The organism is Bifidobacterium simiarum, assembly GCF_002802905.1.
GTDB lineage: Bacteria > Actinomycetota > Actinomycetes > Actinomycetales > Bifidobacteriaceae > Galliscardovia > Galliscardovia simiarum.
Map to the genome: position 1 here is coordinate 1 of NZ_PEBK01000005.1, position 23,738 is coordinate 23,738.

Below are 23,738 nucleotides of genomic sequence, written 5' to 3' on the forward strand. Positions count from 1 at the left end.
ATCTTGCCGTGGCCCTTGGCGATCATGCCCGGGATCACGGCCTTGGACACGATGAACGGGGCGTTGAGGTCGATGTCGACGACCTGTCGGAAGTCGGCGGCGCTCATCTCGGTCATGGGGATGCGCTTGATGATGCCCGCGTTGTTGACCAGAATGTCGATGACGCCGTACTGGTCGTTGATGTCCTTGACCATGTTCTGCACGGCCTGTTCGTCGGTGACGTCGCACTGGTATCCGTGGGCTTCGATGCCGAGTTCGGCGTAGTCCTTTTCCGCTTTTTCGATCTTGGCCGGGTCTCGGTCGTTGAATACGATCTTCGCGCCGGCTTGGGCGAACGCGGTCGCGATGGCGAAGCCGATGCCGTAGGAGGCGCCGGTCACCAGGGCGAGTTTGCCCTTGAGCGAGAAGCTGTCCATGGAGAATCCTTCTGTCATGGTTCCTTCTTTCCTGTAGCGATTGCTTATGGTATTCGTGGTTGGTTTCCTGCCGATGGCGTTTCGTGTCGGAGCGTCAGCAGAACGAGATGAGGTATTCGGTGAAGGCGAGCACGGTGAGCGACTGGCCGTAGGGCATGGCGGTGCGGTCGATGTTGCGGTAGTAGTCGAGGCTGTCTTCGAGTCCGGTACCGACGGAGACGTTCTGCACTTCGCCCTTCTCGTCTATCTGGCCGAGCAGGGCCTTGATGGCCTTTTCGGCGACGGCGGCGTACTTCTGGTCGATGTAGCGGCGGTGCACGGCCTTGAGGATGCCGTAGGCGAAGCCGGCGGTGGCGGAGGATTCCACGTAGGAGTCCGGATCGTCGAGCAACGTGTGCCACATGCCGGACTCGTCCTGGAGTTTGGCGAGGGTCTCTACCTGCCGGTTGAGCAGGGTGATGAGCCATTCGCGGACGAGGTCGCCCTTTTTGAGGCCGGCGGTTTCGATGAATTCGGGGATGCCGATGGTGATCCAGCAGTTGCCGCGGGCCCACAGGGCTCCGGCGTAGTGGTCGCGGCGGTTGAAGTTCCAGCCGTGGTACCACAGGCCGTTGGTGCGGTTCATGAGGTATTCGGCGTGGATGAGGAACTGGTACTTGGCTTCCTCCACGTAGTCGGGGTGGTCGAGCAGTCGGCCGATCTTGGTCAGCGGCATCACGGTCATCATGAGGGTGTCGTCCCACAGCTGTTCGAGGTGCGGGTCCTGGATGGTGGCGTGCGCCATGCCGCCGCCGGTGGTGCGGGGCATGTCTTCCATGGCCCATTTGGCCCACTGGTCGAGGTAGGGCTGGAAGCGGGTGTCGCCGGTGTCCTCGTAGAGGCAGGCCATGGCGAGCAGCGGGGCCATGGAGTTGACGTTCTTGGAGGGGGATCCTTCGGCCAGCGCGTTGTCGAACCAGTCGGTGACGACCTTGAGGGCCTTGGGGTTGCCGGTGAGCTTGTAGTTCTTGTAGATGCCGTAGAGACCGACGCCCTGCGGCCAGTTCCATACCTTCCAGCTTTTGTCGTCGACGACGATGTCGCCGAAGTGCAGCAGGAATTTGCCTTCGGGGTCGTCGATGGTGGTGAGGTTCTCGATCATGAGGTCGATCTTGCTTTGGATGAGCTCGCGGCTGGGGCGGGCGCTTTCGGTGGCGTTGTCTGTCATCGGTTGGTTCCTCTTTCCGGCATCAGCGTCGATGCCTGTTGATGGATGTGGGTGGATGATGCTTCCATCGTAGGTGGTGGATCATTGCGGCGTGGAATGATAAATTGCAGTCTTTGACTTGAATCTATAAAAAATTGCGCGCCAAAAATATAAATTCCCATAGCTTCATATAAAAAACTATGAATATATGAGCGAAACCTGCCGTCTGTAGTCGGGCGGCAAGAAAAGGTAGTCTTAGGGCATTTTTTAATATTTCTTGCATTGGGACGCCGTTGCCGGCCGACTACATTATCGATGGTAGTTCGCGGATCGCAACAAAAGATCACATAGGCGAACGAAACAATGATCGTTTTCGTGCAATTCCCTTTGGCGTCGGTGCCGAAGTGCGTCGCATGAGGAAAGGCTGGCAATGGCTGCTGCAGGCAAGGCGTCCGCGAACGGTGCGGACGGCAAGGGGGTCTCCGTGCCTCCGTTCGGTATGAGGGACAAGATCGGCTACATGTTCGGTGACGTGGGCAACTGCTTCATCCTGAGTCTGGTCAACGGCTTCGTACTCAAGTTCTACACCGACGGTCTGGGTGTTCCGGCCGCCATCGTGGGCGTCACGATGATGCTCACCAAGGTGTTCGATGCGTTCGTCGACGTCTACGTGGGCAACAAGGCCGACGAAAGCCACGTCACGCCGGGCGAGGGACGCTTCCGCCCGTGGATGCGCCGGTTCCGCTACCCGTTCATCCTCGTGTCGGTCCTGCTGTTCCTGCCGATGGTCTCCGGATGGGCGCTGCCGGCCAAGGTGGCGTACATCGCCGTCACCTACGTGCTGTTCAACGTGTTCCTCTCCACCGTGAACATTCCGTACGGCGCATTGGCCTCCGCGCTGAGCTCCAAGTCCGACGAGCGCGCGTCGCTGTCCACCTACCGCTCCACCGGCTCGGCCGTGGCCAACGTGGCCACCGGCTACATGATCCCGATGTTCATGTACGACACCGACGCCCAGGGCAATCAGGTGGTCTCCGCCACCCACTTCTTCTTCATCGCCATCGTCTGCGGTGCGCTGGCCTACATCTCCTACGAGATCACCATCCGTCTGACCACCGAACGCACCAACGTGCAGACCGGCCGCAAGCTCGACGCCAAGCAGATGGTCACCTCCATGTTCCGGGATCGCGCCCTGCTCGCCCTGATCGTGGCCGACTTCTTCGTCGTGATCAACCAGCAGCTCGCCTCCATCAACCAGACGTACCTGTTCGACACCTACTTCCACAGCAAGACCGGCATGGCCATCGCCGTGATGTTCAACTTCATCACCGTGCTCGTGCTCGCCCCGTTCGCCACCGGCATCGCCAAGCGGTTCGGCAAGCGCGAGACCTCCGTGGTCACGCTGCTGTTCGCCGTGGTGGTCTACGGCGTCATGTACTTCGCTCATCTGACCGACTGGCGCGTCTACCTCGTGCTCATGTTCTTCGGTGCCATCGGCGCCGGCTATTTCAACCTCATGGTCTGGGCGTTCATCACCGACGTGATCGACCATCATCAGGCGCTGACCAAGATCCGCGAGGACGGCACCATCTACGGTCTGAACTCCTGGGCCCGCAAGATGGGTCAGGCGGCGTCGAACGGCATCAGCGGCATCCTGCTCGGCGTGATCGGCTACCAGTCCAGCGCGGGTCATGCCGTGACCCAGTCCGCCGGAACCGTGAGCGGCGTGTATGCGCTGGCGACCCTGCTGCCGGTGGTCTGCCTCGGCATCGCCGCGCTGATCCTCGCGTTCTGGTATCCGCTGGGCAAGAAGGAGATCGCCGAGACCGAGCGGATCCTCGCCGAGGACCGGGCCAAGGCGGCGGCCGATCAGTGATCGTGCAAAAATAGGTAGTAATCAAGCATTATTCAATATTTATTGATCTTGATGATGGCGTATGGCCGACTATCGTCAGTAATGACATCGATGGGCATCCGATTCCGGATCCTGCGATGCCGTGCCGATAATCGGCCGTATCCATACCGATGTCGTCCCCATCGACATCATCGATAGCGGACGTTGCAAGCAAGGAAAGGAGGTGAACGAACGATGGGTTTCAAGAAGAATCTGATGCGCGGCATGGCGCTCGCCGGCTTCGCCACCATGGCCTACATGCCTGATGAGCTGGCCAAGACCGCCTACCAGGTGGCCCGCGAGATCGAGGACGAGCGCTGAATCGCGCGTCTGTGATCGCTGAACATCGTCGATGGAGAGCCCTGACGTGACCGTCGACGACCATGGGAGTACGGACAACGGCGTCCGTATTCGTCCCGGTTTTTTATTTTCGAAGTGTCCGTCCTGCGGTGCCCGTTCCTGCAATCGTGGCTTCGGGCAAAATCATGGCAATCGTGGCCGTGCGTCCAGACCGGCGGTATCGTGTACTCTGACGTTCGTCATGCGGCACGGAGGCCGCGGAGGATCGCAACGAGGAGCGGTGAGGCACATGAATATCAACGACGTATTCCATAACTGCGTGGGCGTGAAGGAGGAGCCGGACGGTCTGCGTCCGGTGAGATTCCCCGACCGGCTGTTCGACTTCTACCGCGAGCGCGGCGAGATGACCGACATTCGCGCCAACTCCACGGCCGGCATCACCATGGATTTCACCACGTCGGCGGATACCGTGCGGTTCGATTATGCGACCGGTCGGTTCTGCCGACCGTTCGTCGCGTTCGACGTCTACGAGAACGACGTGTTCATCACCACGATCCGCGAACCCGACGAATCGGCGTCCGGCACGGTGACGTATGACAAGCGCAACCCGGGCCGCACCCGTCTGACCTTCGTGCTGCCGTATACGACCGATACGCGCATCTCCGGCTGCGAGTTCGGCGATGATGCGCGACCGGTGCGTGACGACCGCCCGCTCATGCTGTTCCTCGGCGATTCGATCACCCAGGGCATGACCTCGCTGCGCCCCTCGCAGGGCTATGCATATCTGCTTGCCCGCACGATGGGGTTCCGGTCGCTCAACTGGGGAGTCGGGTCGTATGTGTTCGACGCGCGCACGCTCGACGACGTGGCCGATGTGGACGCCTCGGTGATCGTGGCGGCGTACGGGACCAACGACTATACGAAGATCCGCGAAGGGGCGATGACCATGGCGGATTTCGAGACGGCGGTGGCGGAATACATGAGCGGACTGCGGTTTGCCGTCGATGAGGGGACGGCGGTGACGGTGATCACGCCGATCTGGCGGTCCGCGGATTGCGGGACCGACGAGGATCGGACGCTGATGGACCGGGTGCGCGCGACGATCATCAATCAGGCGGTGCGGCAGCGGTTCGACGTGATCGACGGACTCGCGCTGGTCGGCCACGACGACGCGTTCCTCGCCGACGGACTGCACCCCAACGACCTCGGCGCCGCCATGATGGCGAACAACATCGTCCGCGCGAAGCTGGGGTAGCGGTGCGCCCCGTGGGTGCATGTCGTGCGAAACGTCGGGGATGGAGTGGACTTGCTCCCGCTGTCGGGAGCTGGCAGGCGGAGCCTGACTGAGGGTGGTCGTGTCGGGTTGGGCGGTGTCGTCGGTCACCTCATCCGACCGACTGCGTCGGTCACCTTCCCCTCGAGGGGAAGGCATCGTCGGTATCCTCGATGTTGTGGGCGTCCGTGCCGGCCACCTTCCCCTCGAGGGGAAGGTCGGTGCTTCCGTCGTCGGGGCGAAAGGGGCCGTCTGGAGTGGCGGGGGATTCTCATTGGGTGTATAGTCGGTGCTAATCATCGAATGTTATCGATGTCATTTTCATTCAACGGAGAACAATCATGGATTATCCCATCACCCAGTACGGTGCCGTCGCTGACGGCGTGACCAACAACCGCGAGGCCATCCAGAGCGCCATTGACGCCGCCAACGAGGCCGGCGGCGGCCGCGTGGTCGTGCCGACCGGCCGGTTCCTCACCGGCGCGCTGGTGCTGAAAAGCAACGTCACCCTGCATCTTGAGACCGGCGCATGGCTCATCGGCAGCCTGAACCTCGCCGACGGCATCGACTTCGCCGCCGAGTTCGATGACGACACCGAGAACGCCGGCTGGACCGGCGGCTGCTTCCTGTTCGCCCGTCACGCCGAGAACATCACCATCGAAGGCCGCGGCGTCATCTACGGTCAGGGCGACAAGGTGTTCTATGACGACAACGCCGATGACGGTCTGCATGAATGCCCCAAGAACGTGCGCACCCCAGCGTGGGAGCGGCCCCGCACCACGTTCTTCGAGGACGTGGAGAACCTCACCGTGCGTGACGTCACCTTCCGGGACGCCGCGTTCTGGACCCTGCACATGGCCGGCTGCCGTCATGTGCTCGTCGACGGCGTGCGCATCCTCAACGACCAGCGCGGCGCCAACAACGACGGCATCGACCCCGACACCTGCCGGGACGTCGTCATCACCAACTGCATCGTCAAGGGCGGCGACGACGCCATCGTGGTGAAGAACACCCCGCCCATGGCCGCCAAATACGGCGCCTGCGAGAACATCGTGATATCCAACTGCGTGCTGTATTCGCACGATTCGGCGTTGAAGATCGGCACCGAGACGGCGAACGCGATCCGCCACGTGGTGCTTTCCGACTGCGTGTTCCGCGACTGTTCGCGCGGCGTGGGCATCTGGGTGCGCGACGGCGCGGTTATCGAGGACATCCACGTGCATCACGTCTCCGGCAACACCAGGCATTTCGCCGACTGTCCGCAGCGTGATTTCGCGCCGCGCTGGTGGGGCAAGGGCGAGCCGATCTTCATCTCGGCCACGCCGCGCGTCAAGCCGTCGTCGCCGCTGCCGGGCGTGATCCGCGACGTCACGTTCGACCACATCTGGATGACCTGCGAATCTGGCGTGTTCATCGCCGGCGAGGAGAACGCGGTGATCGAGAACGTCGATATTTCCGATCTGCATCTCACCCAGCGCGTGCAGGGCACGCAGAAGCCGAATCTGTTCGACGAGCAGCCGAGCGTGCATGGCGTCTACGAACACGACATCCCCGCCGTGTATGTGCGGCACGGGCGCGACGTGCGCGTCTCCGGCACGGTGCGACGCGAGGGGGAGTTCCGCGGATTCCCGCTCGTCGAAACCGAATCAAGCGAACGCGTGAGCGTGGATCTGCACGAACGGTGAGGATCCGCCCCGCCGGACGAACAGTCCATTGGCGGTGGGTTGAAGGCGGTCGTGTTGGGTTTGACCACCCCCAGTCTGCCTACGGCAGCCAGCCCCCGCCAGCGGGGGCGGAGTGGCAGCACAACACGTCGGGGTGGAGGTTGTGCCTTCCCCTTGAGGGGAAGGTGACCGGCCATGCCGGACGGATGAGGTGACCGGTGAATGCCGAAGGAGGAAACGACTATGACCAATGTTGAACGGGCCTCGTATCGGGCGGTGCTGAAGCCCGGCATCGATGGCACCGAATCCCTGAGCGGTGCGGTGCGCGCCGCCGCCGCGCAGGCGAAGCGGCTGGTCGACGACGGCGTACTGCTCACGGTCGGCATGTACCGGCATGGGGACCAGCTGTTCCTGTACGCCGAGCATATCCATGAAGACGAACGGCCGAACCGTGATGAAATTCGTCGGGCGCCCGACGGCTGGGGCTGGCTGCACGGCCTGCTCAAGCCGTTCCCCGCCATGCACGGTCGCGATGTGGAGGACGTCGAATGGGCATACATGCATCCGGTGTTCTGGTTCGACGAACCGAAAAGCGTGGCGTACTACATGCGTCGGCCTGTCCCTGATGCCCGGTGCGGCCGTATCGCCGTGCTCTACCCGGACAGGCTCATGGACTACGTCTGCCATCATCAGGCCATCGTGCATGAGGAGCTGCTCGTCGGCGACCGCTACCAGTTCATTTCGATCCACGACAATGTGCTGTTCAGCTATTTCGAGCGGCCCCGGGACCGAGGCATGCGGAACATCAGCGGAATCGATCGGCCCTCCGAGGAGATCGAACGGTGGCTGGCGGTCGACCCTGCCTCACATTTCGACCATTTTCCCGAGGCGAATGGCGACGACTTCCTCGTCATCGACACGCTGTTCGATTTCGGGCGATAGGGGATCGGCTCGTCCGGTCGGGAATCGCGGTCCGGGAGTCCTGACCCTGCCGATATGCGGGCGATCCGGTTCTTCCGTTTGTCGATGATGACATCGATGACTCAACAACCAGACTTGGTATTGCTGAAATGCTTGTGATAGCATCGATGTTATCGATAAAATTACAGAATCAAGAAAAGGTATCTATCTATCAAGATTCGATATTTTTTGACCTGTAATTCGAGCATAACGCTGATAGATTATTCGACAGAGGACGGTCCACCGCGTAGGCGACGGATCGTCCGACAAACGACGATGGTGTACGGCAACAACCGTTTCCGCCACAACGGCGGTGGCATGGAAACGGTCGTAAGGAGATGAACGCAGATGAAACTTCATGCGATGCGAAGGAACGGCAGCGGCGGATACGTCACGTTCGGCAGCATGTGGAGGCGCGGCGAATGCGCGGCCGAAGCCGCAAACCGCAATCAGTTCGCGCTGGTCGATGCGCAGGGGAGGCACGTCGACGTGCAGTCCCGCATCACCGCCTACTGGCCCGACGGTTCGGTGAAATGGGCGGCCCACACCGCCGACGCGGCGAAGCTGGGGGACAGGGCCGAGATCACCCTCGCCGACCATCCTTCGCCGATCGACGACGACCACAGCCAGCACGTCACCGACGACGGCACGACCATCACCATCGCCTCCGGCAGGAGCACGGTGACGATCGACCGGTCCACCCACCGCATCTTCGAATCGTTCGTCGTGGACGGCAGGACCGTGGCGGCGAACGGCACCGAGGTGCTGGAGCTGGAGGATCCGAACGCCGGCGAGCACGAGGGCGATCTCGTGCGCCGCACCGCCTTCACCGGCCGCGTGGACGAGATCGAACTGGAATCCGAAGGCCCTCTGGCCACCGTGATCAAGTACACCGGCATCCACGTCGCCGACGACGGCACCGAACGTCTGCCGTTCATCATCCGCATGACCGTCGGATTCGACGCCGACCGCCTCGACTTCCAGCACACGTTCATCTACGACGGCGACGAGAACCACGACTTCCTCAAGGGTCTCGGCGTCCGCTTCGAATCCCCGATGACCGGCAAGCCGTACAACCGTCACGTCCGCTTCGAGGGCGACCACGGTACGATCCACGAGTGCCTCGCCCAGCTGCTCACCTGGAAGCCGGTGATCCCCAGCCATCTGTACGAGGACCAGCAGGCCGGCCGTCTCATCCACCCCAGCGACGAGGCCGGTGAGACCATCGACGCCTCCGGCGTGCTCAACCAGACCGCCAACTCCGATTCCGACAACGAGAAGGTCGAAACGGTCCTCAAGGACATGCCATGGTGGGACGAATACCACATGGTCCAGAACGCACCCAGCCACTTCGCCATCACCAAGAAGACCGCCGACGAACAGGTGTGCCGCATCACCACGCTGCACGGCAACCGTACGCGCGGCGGCGCGTCCTTCGGCTCCGAAGCCGGTTCCGTAATGGTCGCGGTGAAGGACTTCTGGCAGAAATACCCCACCGGCTACACGTTCACCGGACTGACGACGGACGTCGCCACCGCCACCGTATGGCTGTGGTCGCCGGACGCGGCGGCCATGGACTTCCGCCACTATGCGCAGGACGGCTACCAGTGGGCCTACTACGAAGGCTACGACTACAAGGGCGCCGACCCCGTCGGCATCGCCTGCACCAACGAGTTCTCCATCGCCGCCGGCCCCGTGCCGATCCCCGACGACGAGACGCTGCTGGCGTTCTCCAAGGCCGTCGACAAGCCCGAACAGTACCTCGCCGACCCCGAGTACTACCACGAGCTCGGCGCCTTCGGCCGCTGGTCGCTGCCCGAGCGCGGCACCGAGATGGAGAACTGGATCGAGGACCAGCTCGAACGGGCCATCGCCTTCTACGAGAAGGAGATCGACCTGCGCAACTGGTACGGCATGTTCGACTACGGCGACATCATGCACTCCTACGACTCCGCCCGCCACCAGTGGCGCTACGACATGGGCGGCTTCGCCTGGGACAACGCCGAACTCGTGCCCACCTACTGGATGTGGTACGCGTTCCTGCGCACCGGCCGCGAGGACATCTTCGACATGGCGAGCAAGCTGTGCCGCCACGTCTCCGAAGTCGACGTCTACCACCTCGGCCGCTACAAGGGCCTCGGTTCGCGCCACAACGTGCGCCACTGGGGATGCCCCTGCAAGGAGGCCCGCATCTCCATGGCCGGCCACCACCGCGTGTACTACTTCCTCACCGGAGACCGCCGCTTCGAGGACCTCTTCGACGAGCTCGGCGACGTGGAACAGACGTTCTTCGAGAAGGATCCGCTCGGCGACTGGTACGACAAGGACTCCATGGTCTATCCGGCCCACGCCCGCTCCGGTCCCGACTGGTCGAGCCTGTGCTCCGACTGGATGACCCAGCTCGAACGCACGAACTCCCCGAAGTTCCTGAACAAGATCCAGACCGGCATCGACGACATCAAGGCCATGGACCTGCAGCTCAATTCCGGCGTGGACATGGAATTCGACCCCGCCACCTGCCATCTGCGCTTCATCAACAACGAATCCACCGGCGGCGTGCACCTCGCCATCTGCCAGGGCGCCCCCGAGGTGTGGATCGAGATGAAGGACCTCGTCGACGACCCCGACTGGCCGAAGATGGTCGCCGACTTCGGCAGGTTCTACTTCCTGCCGCACGAGCAGGTCGTGGAGGAATCGCACGGGGCGCTCAAGGACCGCGCCTACCCGTTCCCGTTCTTCGCCTCCGCGATCGGCGCCTACGCCGCCGAATACTACGGAGACAAGGCCATCGCCCGCAAGGTGTGGAAGTACCTCATCCACGCGCTCATGGACTCCGCCGACCACACCGGCTTCGACACCGTGACCCTGCACAACGTGGGCAATCAGGCCGAACTGGAGGAGGTGCCGTGGGAGAACCCGTGGTTCAAGACCAACTTCGTGGCTCAGTGGTGCCTCAACGCCATCGTCACCCTCGACTTCATCCGCGACGACGCCCCGAAGACCCTCGCCGAAGCCGACGAGCTCACCGCGGGCCTCGGCGCCGACACCCAGCGCAAGTCCTGATCTCCCGCCGCCTTCCCCTCAAGGGGAAGCCCATGAATTTGTTCTCCATCAAAGGAATCACCTCATGACCACCATCTCCTTCACCGAACCGTATGCGCACGCCTTCGTGCGCGACTATCCGAACGAGGCCGCGGGCTGGGTCGACGGCGCCTACGAGCGTCGCGTCGCCACCGTCGCCGACGTGCCCGCCGACGCCTACTCCGCCGACGGCCTGCGCTTCACCGTCCGCCGCCTCGCCGAGGAATCCGAAGCGCTGAACGGTGACCCGAACACCATCGCCCGCACCTCGTACTTCCTCGGCACCGCGATCACCGTGCCGGCGCCATCCAAGGGCTACCGACTCGTCGCCGACGTGTACGGCACCGACGAGATCACCCGCACCTTCCGCGCCATCGTCAACGGTCAGGATGTCGCCCAGTTCACGCTGCGCCCCGGCCAGCGCCGCGGGATCGCCTTCGACGTGCAGCTCACCAAGCGCGACATCGAATTGACGTTCGTGCCGGTCGAAGGACGCGACGACGCCACGACCGGATGGGGCGTGATCACCCTCGCATCCCTCTCCTACGACGAACTGGCCGCCAACCGCCACGACAGTCCGAACATCTTCATCGCCGCCGACTCCACCGTGCAGACCTACTTCGACGAGGAGGCCCCGCAGGCCGGATGGGGCGAATACCTCTACTGGTTCCTCTACCGCGACCACGCCGGCGCCTACGAGCATGACGTCGCATCCACCGTGCCGCAGGCCCGCGTGTTCCGCGGCGACGGCCCCACGATCCACAACCGCGCGCTCGGCGGCCGCGGCCTGCGCAGCTACCTCAACGAGCACCGGTTCCACAAGCTGCTCGACTCCCTGGCCCCGAATGACGTGGTGCTGATCCAGTTCGGCATCAACGACGAGTCGAAGACCCGTCCGATGCGCTACATCCCGCTCGACGAATACGCCGAATGGCTCGACCGGTACGTGGTCAGCATCGCCGACCGCGGAGCCCGGCCGGTACTGGTCACCGCCATCCCGCAGTACCCGAAGGGCCGCGGCATGGACTGCGGCAAGGCGCTCGACCCGTACGCCGAAGTCACCCGCAAGTACGCCGCCGAACACGACGTGCCGCTCATCGACCTGCGCCGGCTGGCGGGGGAGTACCTCGCGAAGCTGCCGGCCGAGAACGTGGACGCCGTCTTCCTGCGCGCCTCGGCATTGCAGTACCCCCGCCACCTCGACGGCATCGGGGACATCGTGCACATCGGCTTCACCGGCGCCAAGGCGTACGCCCGCCTCGTGGCCGAAGAGCTCGCGAGCCTGTACCCCGAATTCACCTTCCACGACGAGGAACCGGGAGAGCCCGAACCGGTCGCGAACCTCACCGCCTCCGGCGTCACCGGACTCATCGGCGCCGAAGTCGAACTGACGTGGGACGCCTCGCCGCACGCGAACTACTACGTGGTGGAGAAGGCCAGCGCCGAAGGCCGTCTCTACTCGCGCGAGGTGATCGTCAAACCGGAGTTCCACGATCTGCCGCTGCCCGGCCAGAGCCGGCATGTGGTCTACACCGTCACCGCATGGCGGGACGACGTCGCCGCCAAATCCCGGCAAATCGCGGTGACCATCCCCGCCTCCGACGACATCTGCGCCATAATCGAAGACTAGAACAACGTCGGCAACACCAAAAACGGCCGGTTCGACCGACCGGGGCGGGACCGACGTCGAAGTCCGGTCCCGCCCGACAGACATATAAGCAAAGGAGCTTACCCATGACCGATTCCCCCGATTCCCCGCTCAACGGCAAGGTGCTGTACGCGTTCGGCGACAGCATCATCGACGGCCATCTCTACACCAGACGATCCTGCGTGAACGTCGTGGCCGAGCGTGAAGGCCTGACCCTCGTCAAGGCCGCCCGCAACGGCGCGACCATCCGATACAGCACCGTGACGGGAGGACTGGGCGGCCAGATCCTCCAGCAGGCCGAACTCATCGGCGTCGACCAGCCCAAACCCGATGTGATCATCTTCAACGGCGGCGCCAACGACGCCTGGCCCGAAACCATCCCCGCCTATCTGGGCGCGGTCGGCGAGGCCAAGGACCCGGCCGAGCTCGACCTCAACACCTACGCCGGATGCTTCGAGGCCACGATCCTCGCGTTCCGTCGCCACTGGCCCGACGTGCCGATCGTCTACCTCGCCGTCGCCAAGATCGGCCGCGACTGGGCCGTGCAGAACTATCTGCGGCAGGTGCAGCTCGCCGCCTGCGCCAAGTGGGGCGTCACCGTGGCCGATGTGTTCGGCGACACCGATCTTGACGCCCGTAACGAGGACATGCGCGTGCGCTACTCCTTCGACATGATCGGCACCGACGGACTTCCCGGCACCCCCGAAACCGCCGTCTACCCGGATCCGGACGTCCACCCCTCCGGCACGCACCCGAACCTCGCGGGCATCGACAGGTACTACGCGCCGATCATCACCAAGGCCCTGCGCAAGGCCCTCGGCGTCGGTCTCGGCGACTGATCGGCACTGTCGATCGCATAGCCGAAACCGCATAGCCGAACAACCAGAGAAATCAGGCGATACCCATGATCAACGAAAAGATCTCACTGTCCGTGGCCGGATCCGGCGCCACGCTGAGCACCTACTTCCTGGAAAACTGGGAGACCATCGACCCCAAGCGCACCCGACCGGTGATCGTCGTCGTGCCCGGCGGCGGATACCACTTCTGCTCCGAACGCGAGGCCGAGCCGATCGCCCTGCGCATGGTGGCCGAAGGCTTCCAGGCCTGCGTGCTCAACTACAGCGTCGCCCCCGCCCGGTTCCCGCAGTCCCTGCTCGAACTCGTCAGCGCCGTCACCTATCTGCGGCTGCACGCCGACGAATTCAACATCAACCCCGACCGGATCATCCTGTGCGGCTTCTCCGCCGGCGGCCACCTGTGCGCCAGCCTCGGCACCATGTGGAACGAGCCGTGGCTCTCCGACCGCATCGGCGTGCCCACCAACCGGTTCAAGCCCAACGGCATGATCCTCGGCTACCCGGTCATCACCTCCGGCGAATACGCCCACCGCGGATCCTTCGACAACCTCGCCGGCGACGACACGGCGCTGGTGGAAAAGCTCTCGCTGGAGAACCGCGTGACCGCAGACACCGTCCCCACCTTCCTGTGGCACACCTTCGAGGACCAGTCGGTGCCCGTGGAGAACAGCCTGCTGTTCGCCAACGCCCTGCGCCGCGCCGGCGTGCACTTCGAACTGCACATCTTCCCCTACGGACCGCACGGCCTCGCGCTCGCCAATGACGAGACCACCACCGTGGGCGAGACGGCGTACAACCAGCCGCTGGCCGAATGCTGGCCCAGGCTGGCCGCCGACTGGGTGCGCACGCTGTAGGAGACGTGCCCGCCCATAGATCAAGACCTTCCTTTCCTCCTGTTGCCAGTGGCCCCGAACGTGACGTCATGTCGCGTCCGGGGTCTTTTCGTATCCGGTGGTCTACGGGCGGAATGCCGCGGGGCTGGGGTGAGGCGATACGGCTTGCAGGCGACGTTGCCGTGATGCTGGTATCATCACTTGGCGGGGAGGACCGGGCAGCCCCGTCGGGCGGCCGGACGCAGTGAGGAATGCGGGGCATGACAAGCCGGGACAGGCCGGAATGCCGCAGCCGGAAGAGACCGGGACATGGCGGCATCGAGCAATCAGAATGTGGGGTATGACCATGAACACGAATGTGACTTCGACCTTCGACCAGATCATCATGTGGTACGGGCAGCTGCCCTCGGCGATGCAGACGGTGGTGACCGTGGTGGTGGGCGCCGCCGTGGCGTATGTGGCGTTCAAGATCGTGATCCGGCTCGTCGCCGGCCTGGTGGGCGGCATCATCGCCGCGGCGCTGGCGTTCCTGCTCACCACGGTGCCGGGCAACATGCTGATGTCGCAGGCCTACGATCAGATCGAACAGCGGGTCTCGAGCAGTTCGCTGCTGAAGTGATCGCCGGGATTTCGGTTCACTCTTTTCAGGGCATGGGAAAAGAGTGAATTGGAATCGCACGGAATCGCACGGGAATGTGCGGTTTGCCCGGCGAGTCGGATGGATGACGTGTTCGACGTCACAACATTGAGTTCACTCTTTCTGCGGGGCAAAAAAGAGTGAACCGGCGCACGCAAAAAATCCCCCTGACGGACCGATAACCGTCAGGGGGACCCTGGAAGAAAAGGTTTGGCAAGAGAATGCGTGTGGTATAGGCGGCTCCTTTTGCGGGGGTGGGGTGCCGGCCGATGTGGCTGGTGCCGATCGGCCGGCTGCTGTTACCGAGGGGAGTGACTACTCCTTGTGGGAGGCGTTGATCACGTTGTTGTGGCCCCAGCACTGCTCGTACTTGAAGCCGGAGAGCTCCTCGATGACCTTCCTGGTCTCGGGGTCGACGTCCTTCATGTCGCCGCCGTCGCGCAGGCGGTTGACCTCGGCGAGCACGAGCTTGTGGTTGGCGCTGGATATCTTGAGCAGTCGGGAGACGATGTTGCCGAGGATGACGAACACGATCGGGACGATGGTGTAGAGGATCATGATCCAGTCGACCGTGGCGGCGGGCTGCGTGGTGGCGCCCTCGACGAAGCCGGTCCAGCTCAGGACGATGCCGATGATCAGGGTCTCAAGGGCGGTGAAGATGACGTCCAGCGTGGAGTTGATGCCGGCGTACTGGCCCTCGCGGCGCTTGGCGGTGACGATCTCGTCGACGTCGGGCACCAGGGTGAACACGAACTGGGTGGCGTTCACGACGCCGGAGATGCCGAAGTTCATGAAGATCAGGAATACGACGAACAGGGTGGAGCGCAGTCCGGAGGGGACGCTGGCGTGGAAGATGCCCAGGGCGAGCATGCAGGAGAAGGCCGCGATGCAGGCGTAGCCGCCGAGGCGGAAGGTGCGCATGCCGTCGAGCTTGGCGGTCAGCCAGATCCACATGGCCACGAACGCCATGCCGAAGATGAAGCCGACGCCGGTGCCGAGGGAGACGGTCTGCGGATCAAGCAGCAGCACGAAGATCACGAAGTAGGTGTTGATGGTGCCGCGGATGGCGCGGAAGGTCTGTTCGCACAGGTACATGCCAAGGTAGACGCGGTAGGACTTGACGCGCATGGCGGAGATGAAGTTCCAGAACACGCCGAGGAAGCCGGCGCCCTTGCTGTCGGAGTCGGCGGCGGCCACGTCGGTGGAGGCGTCGTACGGACGCTCCTGCACGGTCAGGAAGCCGATGAACAGTACCACGGTGCCGACGATGCCCCACAGCAGGGCGATCTGGAAGTAGGCGTGCCAGTCGTCCTTGCCCCAGATGGTGAACAGCCAGATGTTGAGCATGGACAGGGCGGTGCCGCCGATGGCGCCGGCGATCTGGTTGATGCCGACGATCTGGGCGCGCTGGGTGGTGTTCTCGGTCATCTCGGCCGGCAGGGCGTACTGCACGGTGGTGATGCCGGCCCAGGAGGCCCAGTAGAGGATGTTCACGGCGAAGTAGACCCAGGTGGGCAGGCCCATGATCCACAGACCCATGTAGAAGATGAAGTTCAGCGGGATGGACAGCAGCAGCACGGCGCGTCGGCGGCCGAAGCGACGGCCGAAGGCGGTGCGGTACAGGCGATCAGAAAGGTAGCCCCAGAACGGCGTGGCGACGGCGCCGACGACCTTGCCGACGGTAAGCATCAGGGTGACCAGCATCACCGACATCTTCACGAAGGTGGTGAAGTAGAACATCTGCCAGGTGATGACCATGGTCTGCATGACCCAGGAAAGCGGCAGCATGGCGAAGCCGAACTTGGCGAGCAGGGGAACCTTGCCCGTCAGATCGTAGCTCATAGTGTTATTGCCCGACATTGGAAATTATCCTTTCTCCTCTTTGAGAGTAGGGTCATCGTGACCCGGATATCATCAGTTATATCGATTGCATAAGCACCTGTTTCGACAAAGGCTGTCTTTTCTTGTGCTGAGCCTATGAGTAAATGACCTCGTTGATTATTTACCGCATATTTAAGTTATCGATACAACTGCTAGCCCTAATCAAACGTTGAATAAGGTTGTTGTCAGTAACTATAACACGAATTTTATCGATGTAAAAATCGGTGATATGCTGAAGGCATTCACCCACCACAGACCACGTAGGGCCACGGAAAAGCACGGAGGCCCCGCGTATCAGGATCGGCCCGTCCATCTGCCGATCGTCAAGATTGCGCAGGTTCGGGTGTATGGGCGCGAAGTCGCGCGAATGGACACGGAAACCACGAATGATCCAATCAGGCAAAGGAGCTGATGATGACGAGGCAGAACAAGGAAGCGCAGATTCCACGGGAATCCGACTTCAATGAAGGATGGCGGTTCCTTCGCGGCGCATCGTCCGGCGCGCAGGCGGAGGCCTTCGACGATTCGGCGTGGCGCGAGGTGAGGCTGCCCCACGATTTCGGTGTGGAAGGCTCGTTCTCACGACTGGCCCGCTCCACCGTGGGCTTCCTGCGCACCGGAGAAGGCTGGTACCGCAAGACCTTCGACGCCCCCGAGGCGTGGCGAGGCCGCCGTGTGTCGCTGTCCTTCGACGGCGTGATGGAACTGGCCGAGATCTGGCTCAACGGCGAAAAGCTCGCCGAACACCACAACGGCTACGCGCCGTTCTTCGTGGACCTCACCGACCATCTGCGCTATGGCCGGCCCAACGTGCTTGCAGTCCACACCAACACGCCCGAGCCCTGCTCGCGCTGGTATCCGGGCGCCGGCCTGTACCGCGACGTGCGGCTGGTGATCACCGACGCCGTGCATGTGGCCCACTGGGGCGTGCGCATCACCACGCCCACGCTCGAGCACGACGTGGCGCTGGGCGTCGCCAAGGTGCAGGTGGAGACCTGGCTGGCCAACGCGGCCGCTACCGACTCGGCCACCGCCGACGCGGCCGTGACCCTGCGATCCGAGGTGCTCGATGCCTCCGGCGCGTCGATCTCGTCCAGCGACAGCCAGCTCGTCGTCCCCGCCGGCACCGACGCCGACCCCACCGCGCCCGAGGCCGAACTGCCCGCCCCGGTGCGGCAGCTGGTCATGGTCTCCGAACCGCATCTGTGGAGCACCACCGATCCATACCGGTACACGCTGCGCACCAGCGTCATCGTCGGCGGCGAGACCGTCGACTGCGTTGACACCCCGTTCGGCCTGCGCTGGATCGGCATGTCCAGCGAAACCGGACTGTCCCTCAACGGCGTGCGCATGAAGATCGCCGGCATGTGCATGCACCACGATCTCGGCGCGCTCGGCGCCGCCGTATACCGACGCGCCGTGGTCCGTCAGCTCGAGATCCTCAAGGAGGCGGGCGTCAACGCCATCCGCACCGCGCACAACATCGGCTCCAAGGTGCAGATCGAGGAGGCCAGCCGCATGGGCCTGCTCGTGCTGGAGGAACTGGCCGACATGTGGACGGCGCCGAAGGACCGCAACGACTACAGCAACTACTTCCTCGCCGACTCGGCCACCGACCTTAAAGCCATGATCGGCCGCGACCGCAACGAGCCGAGCGTGTTCATGTGGAGCCTCGGCAACGAGGTGGCCTGGCAGGAAAGCGAACTGCCGCTGGCCGAAAGGCTTGTCGCCGTCGCCCACGAGGCCGATCCGAGCCGACCCGTCTGCATCAACGATTCCTCATACCTGAGCAAGGGCATCGACGGCATCGGCAACGAGATCCACCAGCGCATGGACGTGCGCGGCTACTCCTACGCCTCCGAGGACCATCTCGTCGCCGTTCACGCCAAGCATCCGAACGACCTGATCATCAACTCCGAAAGCGGATGCAGCCTCGGCTCGCGCGGCTACTACGTCTATCCGACCGACGTGCCCGACGGCGTGCGCGGCACCGAATTCCCATTCGAACCCGGACGGCAGCCGTGGGACGACGACACGTACGAGATCACCTCCTACGACATCACCGCCAACCGCGGCACGCCGATCAAAAAGGACTTCATGCGCTCCATGAAGCTCGACTTCCACATGGGCGAATTCACCTGGACCGGGTTCGACTACATCGGCGAGCCCGCGCCCTACATCGGCAACTTCTACTGGAACGACCCGAGCCAGACCGAATCCGACGGCACCGTGCTCGCCCCGAAGACCGCCTACTACGGCATCGTCGACTCCGCCGGCTTCCCCAAGGACGAATGGTGGCTCTACCGAAGCCTGTGGACCGACCCCGACGAGGCGCCCATGGTGCATCTGCTGCCGCATTGGAACTGGCGCGACGGCGAGCTCGTGCAGGTCTGGGCTTACTCCAACGCCGCCAAGGTGGAGCTGCTGCTCAACGGCCGCTCGCTCGGCGTCCGCGAATTCGAGCCGCACGCCACCGGCTTCCACCTCGACACCGACCACGCCGACAAGCCGTTCGAATACCGGTTCGCCAAGGACGATCCCCGCGACTCGCTGTACCTCAACTGGGACGTGCACTTCGAACCCGGCACCCTCGAGGCCGTGGCCTACAACGATGCCGACGAGATCGTGGCCCGCGACGTGGTCCGCACCGCCGGATCGCCGGCCGGCATCCGGCTGACCCCCGACCGCGGCGTCATCGCCGGCGACGGGAAGGACCTGAGCTTCATCACCGCCGACATCGTCGACACCGCCGGTGTGATCTGCCCCGACGCCGACGACCGGATCACCTTCACCGTGGACCACGGCGTGATCCTCGGCACCGACAACGGCTATCAGGCCAGCACCGAAGCCTTCCAGCTGCCGGTGCGCAAGGCCTACCGTGGCAAGGCGCTGGCGATCGTCGCCTCCGACGGCTCTGGCCAGCCGATCCATGTCACCACCAAGGCTGCCGGACTGGCCGACGGCGATGTCACGGTCACGATCGCGACAGCCGACACGTCTACCGCCGACACGCCGGTCCATGCCACCACGGCGGTCGCGGCCGACGTCGATCCCGCCGGTTCCGCCAGTCCGACGGCGAAGGGATTCCGACCCATCGCCGTCATCCCCCATACCACCGCCGTCGCCAAGGGCACCGTTCCGTCTCTGCCCGACAACGTAACGGTTGTCTACGGCGACGGCGGCAAACGCTCCGAACCCGTGGTCTGGCAGGACACCGATGCCGACAGGTATGCCGAGCCCGGCCTGGTCACGGTTCGGGGTGATATCCCTGCGCTCGCCGGCGAGTCCGACGTCGACATCAGCGCCACGGCCGTCGTCCGCGTCCTGGGCGACGACGAACGGCCGTCCATGTCGGTACTGCTCGACGATCTGCGGGTCAACGGCGAGACCCTTGACGGATTCGCCCCGGACCGCACCCGATACGCCCTGACCCTGCCGTACGACGCCGGTGATCCGGTCATCGAGGCCACCGCGCGGGACAACGCCGCCGTGGCGGTGATCCCCCCGGTCAACGGGCCGTCCGGCAAATACCGCGTGGAGATCTCCTCCGAGGACGGCACCCGCGGCGCCACCGTCGACATCATGATCACCGTACCGCCCGCGCCGATCGCCTCGATCGGCATGGACGGCGACCGTCTCGAACTGGGGGAGGACACCGCGGTCATCCTGCCGGTGACCGCCGTCGACGTGCTCGGCCGCGTCATCGACCCGGACGATCTCGATCTGCACGTCGTCGTCGGCAACCCGGCCGTGCTCGCCGCGGACGGCCGCGATTCCGACGGCCGTCCGGTGATGAAGGGCACGCTGGCGGGGGAGACGACGATCACGATCGGTGCGTCCTACGCCGGCGAGTCGATCGCCTCCGGCCCGCTGCCGGTGACGGTGACGCCCTCCTGCACACCCAAGACCGTGACCGGAACGGCTCCGGTGTCAGTGCGCTGCGAAGTCGGCCATACGCCCGAGCTGCCGGCCGTCGTGCGGGTGACGTTCGACCACGGGTTCGACGCCGACGTGCCGGTGGACTGGCAGGCCGACGATACGCTGTGGAACACGCCCGGCGACCACGGGATCACGGGAACGGTGGCCGGACTGCCCATCGAGGCTACGGCGAGCGTGCATGTGGTGGCGGTCATCGCTGTGCAGCGGGTCTCCACGGCCACGGTGACCGGCATCCGTCCCGATCTCGCCGAAACCGCGCCCACCGTGCATGTGTGGTGGAGCGACGGCGCGGTCGAGGAGCGTGACGTCGATTGGGCAGAACCGGACCCGTCTGACTACGCCAAGGCCGGCACGTTCACGGTAACGGGTACGGTGGCCGGCGTGGACGGTGCGGCCGGGGTGGACGGTGTGGTCGGCGTGGCCGAGGCCAGCGTGCGTGTGACCGACGAGTACGTGAGGAACCGCGACCTGTTCTCGTTCCGCAACGACGTGTACCCCACGGTCGAAGCCTCGTACACCAACACCGATCCGAAGGTGATGGAGGACGTCTCCAACCTCATGGACGGCACCGTGTCGTACACCGCCCGCGCCGGATACAACCTCAAGAACCGCTGGTCCACCCTCGGCGATCCCGGCGACGTCGCATGGCTGGAGTACCGGTTCGGCTACGGCACCGAAACCGCGTTCATGCTCAACGCCTTCACGATCTACTACTGCCTGGAGGGCGACGGCGTGGCCCTGCCCGCCGACGTGCGGGTGCTGGCATGGCGGAACGGCGAGTGGACGCCGGTGCGCGACCTGACGACGAGCGACCATCCGGTCGAGCAGCAGGGCAGCGCCGGATGGATCTACGGATCGTTCGGCGACAAGACCAGGTCGACCAAGATCGACCGCGGTCTGGAACGCACCTACCGGTTCGCCATGGTGAAGACCTCGCGCATCCGCATCGAATTCACCAGCGAACCCGGGCACTGCGTGGCCATCACCGAGATCCGCGGCGACGCGCAGGTCGCCGTGGTCAACGAGACCTGCGAACTGTCCTCGCTGACGGTGAACGGGCGGCCGGTGGCGGTCGAGCCCGGCGTCGATGCGTATGACGTGGATCTGGCGGCTGCGTCGGATACGGTGGCTGCGTCGGGGTCGGCCGGTGGCGATGATGCCGGTGCCGATGTTGCCGGTGCGGTACGCATTGAGGCGAGGCCGGCCGATGATCACGCCGCGATCACGGTGATACCGCCGATCGTCGGATCGGGTGCGGCCTCTACGGCCTTCGTGGAGGTGACCGCCGAGAACGGCATCGCCCGCCGCACCATCGCGCTCCACCTGAAGTGACCGTTCACAGGCTGGGGGATTTGACCGCCCCCAGTCTGCCTACGGCAGCCAGCCCCCGCCGGCGGGGGCGAAGGAGTTCGCTCCCGCCGGACGTACGGTCCGGTGGGCCGTACGTAGCAGTGCGCCTTCACAGGCGCACGTCGCACAATACGTCGGGAGCTGTTCGGCTGTGCCGGACTGAGGGTGGTCGAGTCCCTGTCCGTTTGACCACCCCAGCCTGTCTGCGGCAGCCAGCGGGGGGCGAATGACTTGTGTAGCGTCGTGATGCTGTTTTTCCATGGCCGTTCCATATGGTGAGATGCGGTTACCGCGGCTGATTATCGCGGTTCATAGAGCGGCTTTATGGCGGAAGGCCGGGTTTCGTTTCACCGGGCTTTTCTTGAACGCGTTATAACCCGTCGCAGCCGTATGCGGTCGAATTCCCGGAGCCCCGCGCTCCGATAACGTGTCTTCCAACGTCAAACGCAATACGGCATCCCGTTCATTCGGCGCCGGAGCAAGGAGGCATCATGGTCGCACAGCAGTCGGAACGTTTCATCCGTGGACGCAAGAAGCTGGAGGAGGTGATCGGCGGCACCGGTGAGGGCGTGGTCGATTCCTTTGCCGAGGTCGCTCCCGATCTGACCCGGTACATCGCTGAGTTCCCGTTCGGTGACATCTACACGCGTCCCGGTCTGGACGTGAAGTACAAGCAGCTCGCGGTCATCTCGTCGCTGGCCTCCCAGGGCGATACCGCGCTGGCGCTCAAGGTGCACATCAACGGTGCGCTGAACGTGGGCTGGACCCCCAATGAGGTCATCGAAACGTTCCTGCAGCTGCTTCCCTACGCCGGATGGCCGAAGGTGCAGAATGCCGTGGCCGTGGCCGAGCAGGTGTTCAAGGATCGCGGCGTCGCCCCCGTCTGGAACGACGAGGACTGACGGACCCGCATCGACGAACATATCGACGAACGACCATTGCAGATTTGAGAGAGGAAACACACCCATGTCATTCGCTGGAACGCTGAAGAAGATTGCGGCCGCCGCGCTCGTGGCCGCGAGCCTTGTCGGTATTTCGGCCTGCGGCCAGTCCTCGGCCAGCGCCGACTCCAAGGAAGTCATCGTAGGCGTATCGCCGATCTACAAGGATCTGGCCGATTCCATCAAGACCGAGTTCGACAAGCAGAACAAGGACACGGGCAAGACCGTCACGGTGAAGGTGTTCGACGATTTCGTCACCCCCGATACCGCATTGCAGGAAGGCAGCATCAACCTCAACTTCTACCAGCACAACGTCTTCCTCAACCAGTTCAACGAGAAGAACGGCACGAAGCTCAAGGCGTACGACCCCAAGGGCGTGTTCACCTACTACATGGGCATCTATTCGAGCAGGATCAAGGATCTCAAGCAGCTGAAGGACGGCGCGAACGTCCTGGTCCCGAACGACTCGGCGAACCGTGCGCGCGCACTGAAGACGCTTGCCGCGAATGACCTGATCACGCTGAAGGACGGCGTGGATGTTCCCTCCACGCTGGACATCACCGGCAACCCGAAGAACCTGAAGATCACGGAGACCGACGTGATGAAAGAGGTCAAGGGCCTCGGTGACGCTGACGCGGCGGTCATCAACTCGATCTCCGCGACCCAGGGCGGTATCGATCCGGCGACGGCCCTTGGCAAGGAATCCGACTCCGACAGCGGCAAGTACTCGCTGGTGGTCGCCTACAAGGACGGCTCCGGCAACGAGGAGAACGCGAAGCTGTTCACCAAGGCCATCAAGACCGATGCGGTCAAGAAGGAACTGGCCAAGGAGTTCAAGCAGGCCGTGGTCCCGCTCTGGTAAGGCAGCCGAATCATCG

The 23,738-nt window shown here is 63.8% G+C and carries 17 protein-coding genes; 13 read left to right on the forward strand and 4 right to left on the reverse strand.

What is annotated here, in order from left to right; all coding sequences use genetic code 11:
• The 3 genes from CSQ87_RS05705 to CSQ87_RS10890 form a co-directional block, all read right to left on the reverse strand.
• Window positions 1-434 (reverse strand): SDR family NAD(P)-dependent oxidoreductase (locus CSQ87_RS05705; protein ID WP_117434926.1); only part of this gene is annotated, 434 nt, incomplete at its 3' end.
• Window positions 435-510: 76 nt separating this feature from the next.
• The gene (bglB, locus tag CSQ87_RS05710; protein ID WP_100512920.1) at window positions 511-1,623 is read right to left on the reverse strand and encodes a beta-galactosidase BglB; all 1,113 of its coding nucleotides are present in this window, start codon (window positions 1,621-1,623) and stop codon (window positions 511-513) included.
• Complete coding sequence (locus CSQ87_RS10890) at window positions 1,620-1,784, reverse strand: immunoglobulin domain-containing protein (protein ID WP_165776754.1); 165 nt, start codon at window positions 1,782-1,784, stop codon at window positions 1,620-1,622. The genes bglB and CSQ87_RS10890 overlap by 4 nt, the downstream gene beginning before the upstream one ends.
• A 248-nt stretch (window positions 1,785-2,032) precedes the next feature.
• Between CSQ87_RS10890 and CSQ87_RS05715 the strand changes: the two genes are divergently transcribed.
• The 10 genes from CSQ87_RS05715 (at window position 2,033) to CSQ87_RS05755 (ending at window position 14,731) form a co-directional block, all read left to right on the forward strand.
• Window positions 2,033-3,478 carry an MFS transporter gene (locus tag CSQ87_RS05715; protein ID WP_207761104.1) on the forward strand — a complete coding sequence of 482 codons (1,446 nt, stop codon included), beginning with the start codon at window positions 2,033-2,035 and terminating at the stop codon, window positions 3,476-3,478.
• Between the two features lie 213 nt (window positions 3,479-3,691).
• A complete protein-coding gene (locus CSQ87_RS11220; RefSeq protein ID WP_276310768.1) occupies window positions 3,692-3,817 on the forward strand; it encodes a hypothetical protein in 126 nt (41 codons plus the stop codon).
• A gap of 268 nt (window positions 3,818-4,085) precedes the next feature.
• Window positions 4,086-5,051, forward strand: coding sequence for an SGNH/GDSL hydrolase family protein (locus CSQ87_RS05720; RefSeq protein ID WP_165776755.1), 966 nt, complete (start codon window positions 4,086-4,088; stop codon window positions 5,049-5,051).
• Between the two features lie 359 nt (window positions 5,052-5,410).
• Entirely contained in the window at window positions 5,411-6,754 is a 1,344-nt protein-coding gene (locus CSQ87_RS05725) for a glycoside hydrolase family 28 protein (RefSeq protein ID WP_100512922.1), read from the forward strand.
• Between the two features lie 222 nt (window positions 6,755-6,976).
• Window positions 6,977-7,675 (forward strand): hypothetical protein, encoded by a 699-nt coding sequence (locus tag CSQ87_RS05730; protein ID WP_100512923.1) that lies wholly within the window; start codon window positions 6,977-6,979, stop codon window positions 7,673-7,675.
• 366 nt (window positions 7,676-8,041) lie between these two features.
• Window positions 8,042-10,756 (forward strand): exo-rhamnogalacturonan lyase family protein, encoded by a 2,715-nt coding sequence (locus CSQ87_RS05735; protein WP_100512924.1) that lies wholly within the window; start codon window positions 8,042-8,044, stop codon window positions 10,754-10,756.
• 64 nt (window positions 10,757-10,820) lie between these two features.
• Window positions 10,821-12,404, forward strand: coding sequence for a GDSL-type esterase/lipase family protein (locus tag CSQ87_RS05740; RefSeq protein ID WP_100512925.1), 1,584 nt, complete (start codon window positions 10,821-10,823; stop codon window positions 12,402-12,404).
• Window positions 12,405-12,508: 104 nt separating this feature from the next.
• Entirely contained in the window at window positions 12,509-13,261 is a 753-nt protein-coding gene (locus tag CSQ87_RS05745) for an SGNH/GDSL hydrolase family protein (RefSeq protein WP_165776756.1), read from the forward strand.
• 65 nt (window positions 13,262-13,326) lie between these two features.
• Window positions 13,327-14,133 (forward strand): alpha/beta hydrolase, encoded by an 807-nt coding sequence (locus tag CSQ87_RS05750; protein ID WP_100512927.1) that lies wholly within the window; start codon window positions 13,327-13,329, stop codon window positions 14,131-14,133.
• Between the two features lie 319 nt (window positions 14,134-14,452).
• Window positions 14,453-14,731: a hypothetical protein gene (locus CSQ87_RS05755; protein WP_100512928.1), complete on the forward strand. Its 279-nt coding sequence runs from the start codon at window positions 14,453-14,455 to the stop codon at window positions 14,729-14,731.
• Window positions 14,732-15,064: 333 nt separating this feature from the next.
• Here CSQ87_RS05755 and CSQ87_RS05760 read toward each other — a convergent pair whose 3' ends face one another.
• Entirely contained in the window at window positions 15,065-16,609 is a 1,545-nt protein-coding gene (locus tag CSQ87_RS05760) for an MFS transporter (RefSeq protein ID WP_100512929.1), read from the reverse strand.
• A gap of 432 nt (window positions 16,610-17,041) precedes the next feature.
• On the opposite strand from CSQ87_RS05760, the gene CSQ87_RS05765 reads away from it, so the two are divergent.
• The 3 genes from CSQ87_RS05765 to CSQ87_RS05775 all read left to right on the forward strand — a co-directional run bounded on the left by CSQ87_RS05765 (window position 17,042) and on the right by CSQ87_RS05775 (window position 23,722).
• Entirely contained in the window at window positions 17,042-21,901 is a 4,860-nt protein-coding gene (locus CSQ87_RS05765) for an Ig-like domain-containing protein (protein WP_100512930.1), read from the forward strand.
• Between the two features lie 509 nt (window positions 21,902-22,410).
• Window positions 22,411-22,821: a carboxymuconolactone decarboxylase family protein gene (locus CSQ87_RS05770; RefSeq protein ID WP_100512931.1), complete on the forward strand. Its 411-nt coding sequence runs from the start codon at window positions 22,411-22,413 to the stop codon at window positions 22,819-22,821.
• 64 nt (window positions 22,822-22,885) lie between these two features.
• Complete coding sequence (locus CSQ87_RS05775; RefSeq protein WP_165776757.1) at window positions 22,886-23,722, forward strand: MetQ/NlpA family ABC transporter substrate-binding protein; 837 nt, start codon at window positions 22,886-22,888, stop codon at window positions 23,720-23,722.
• Window positions 23,723-23,738 lie beyond the last annotated feature (16 nt).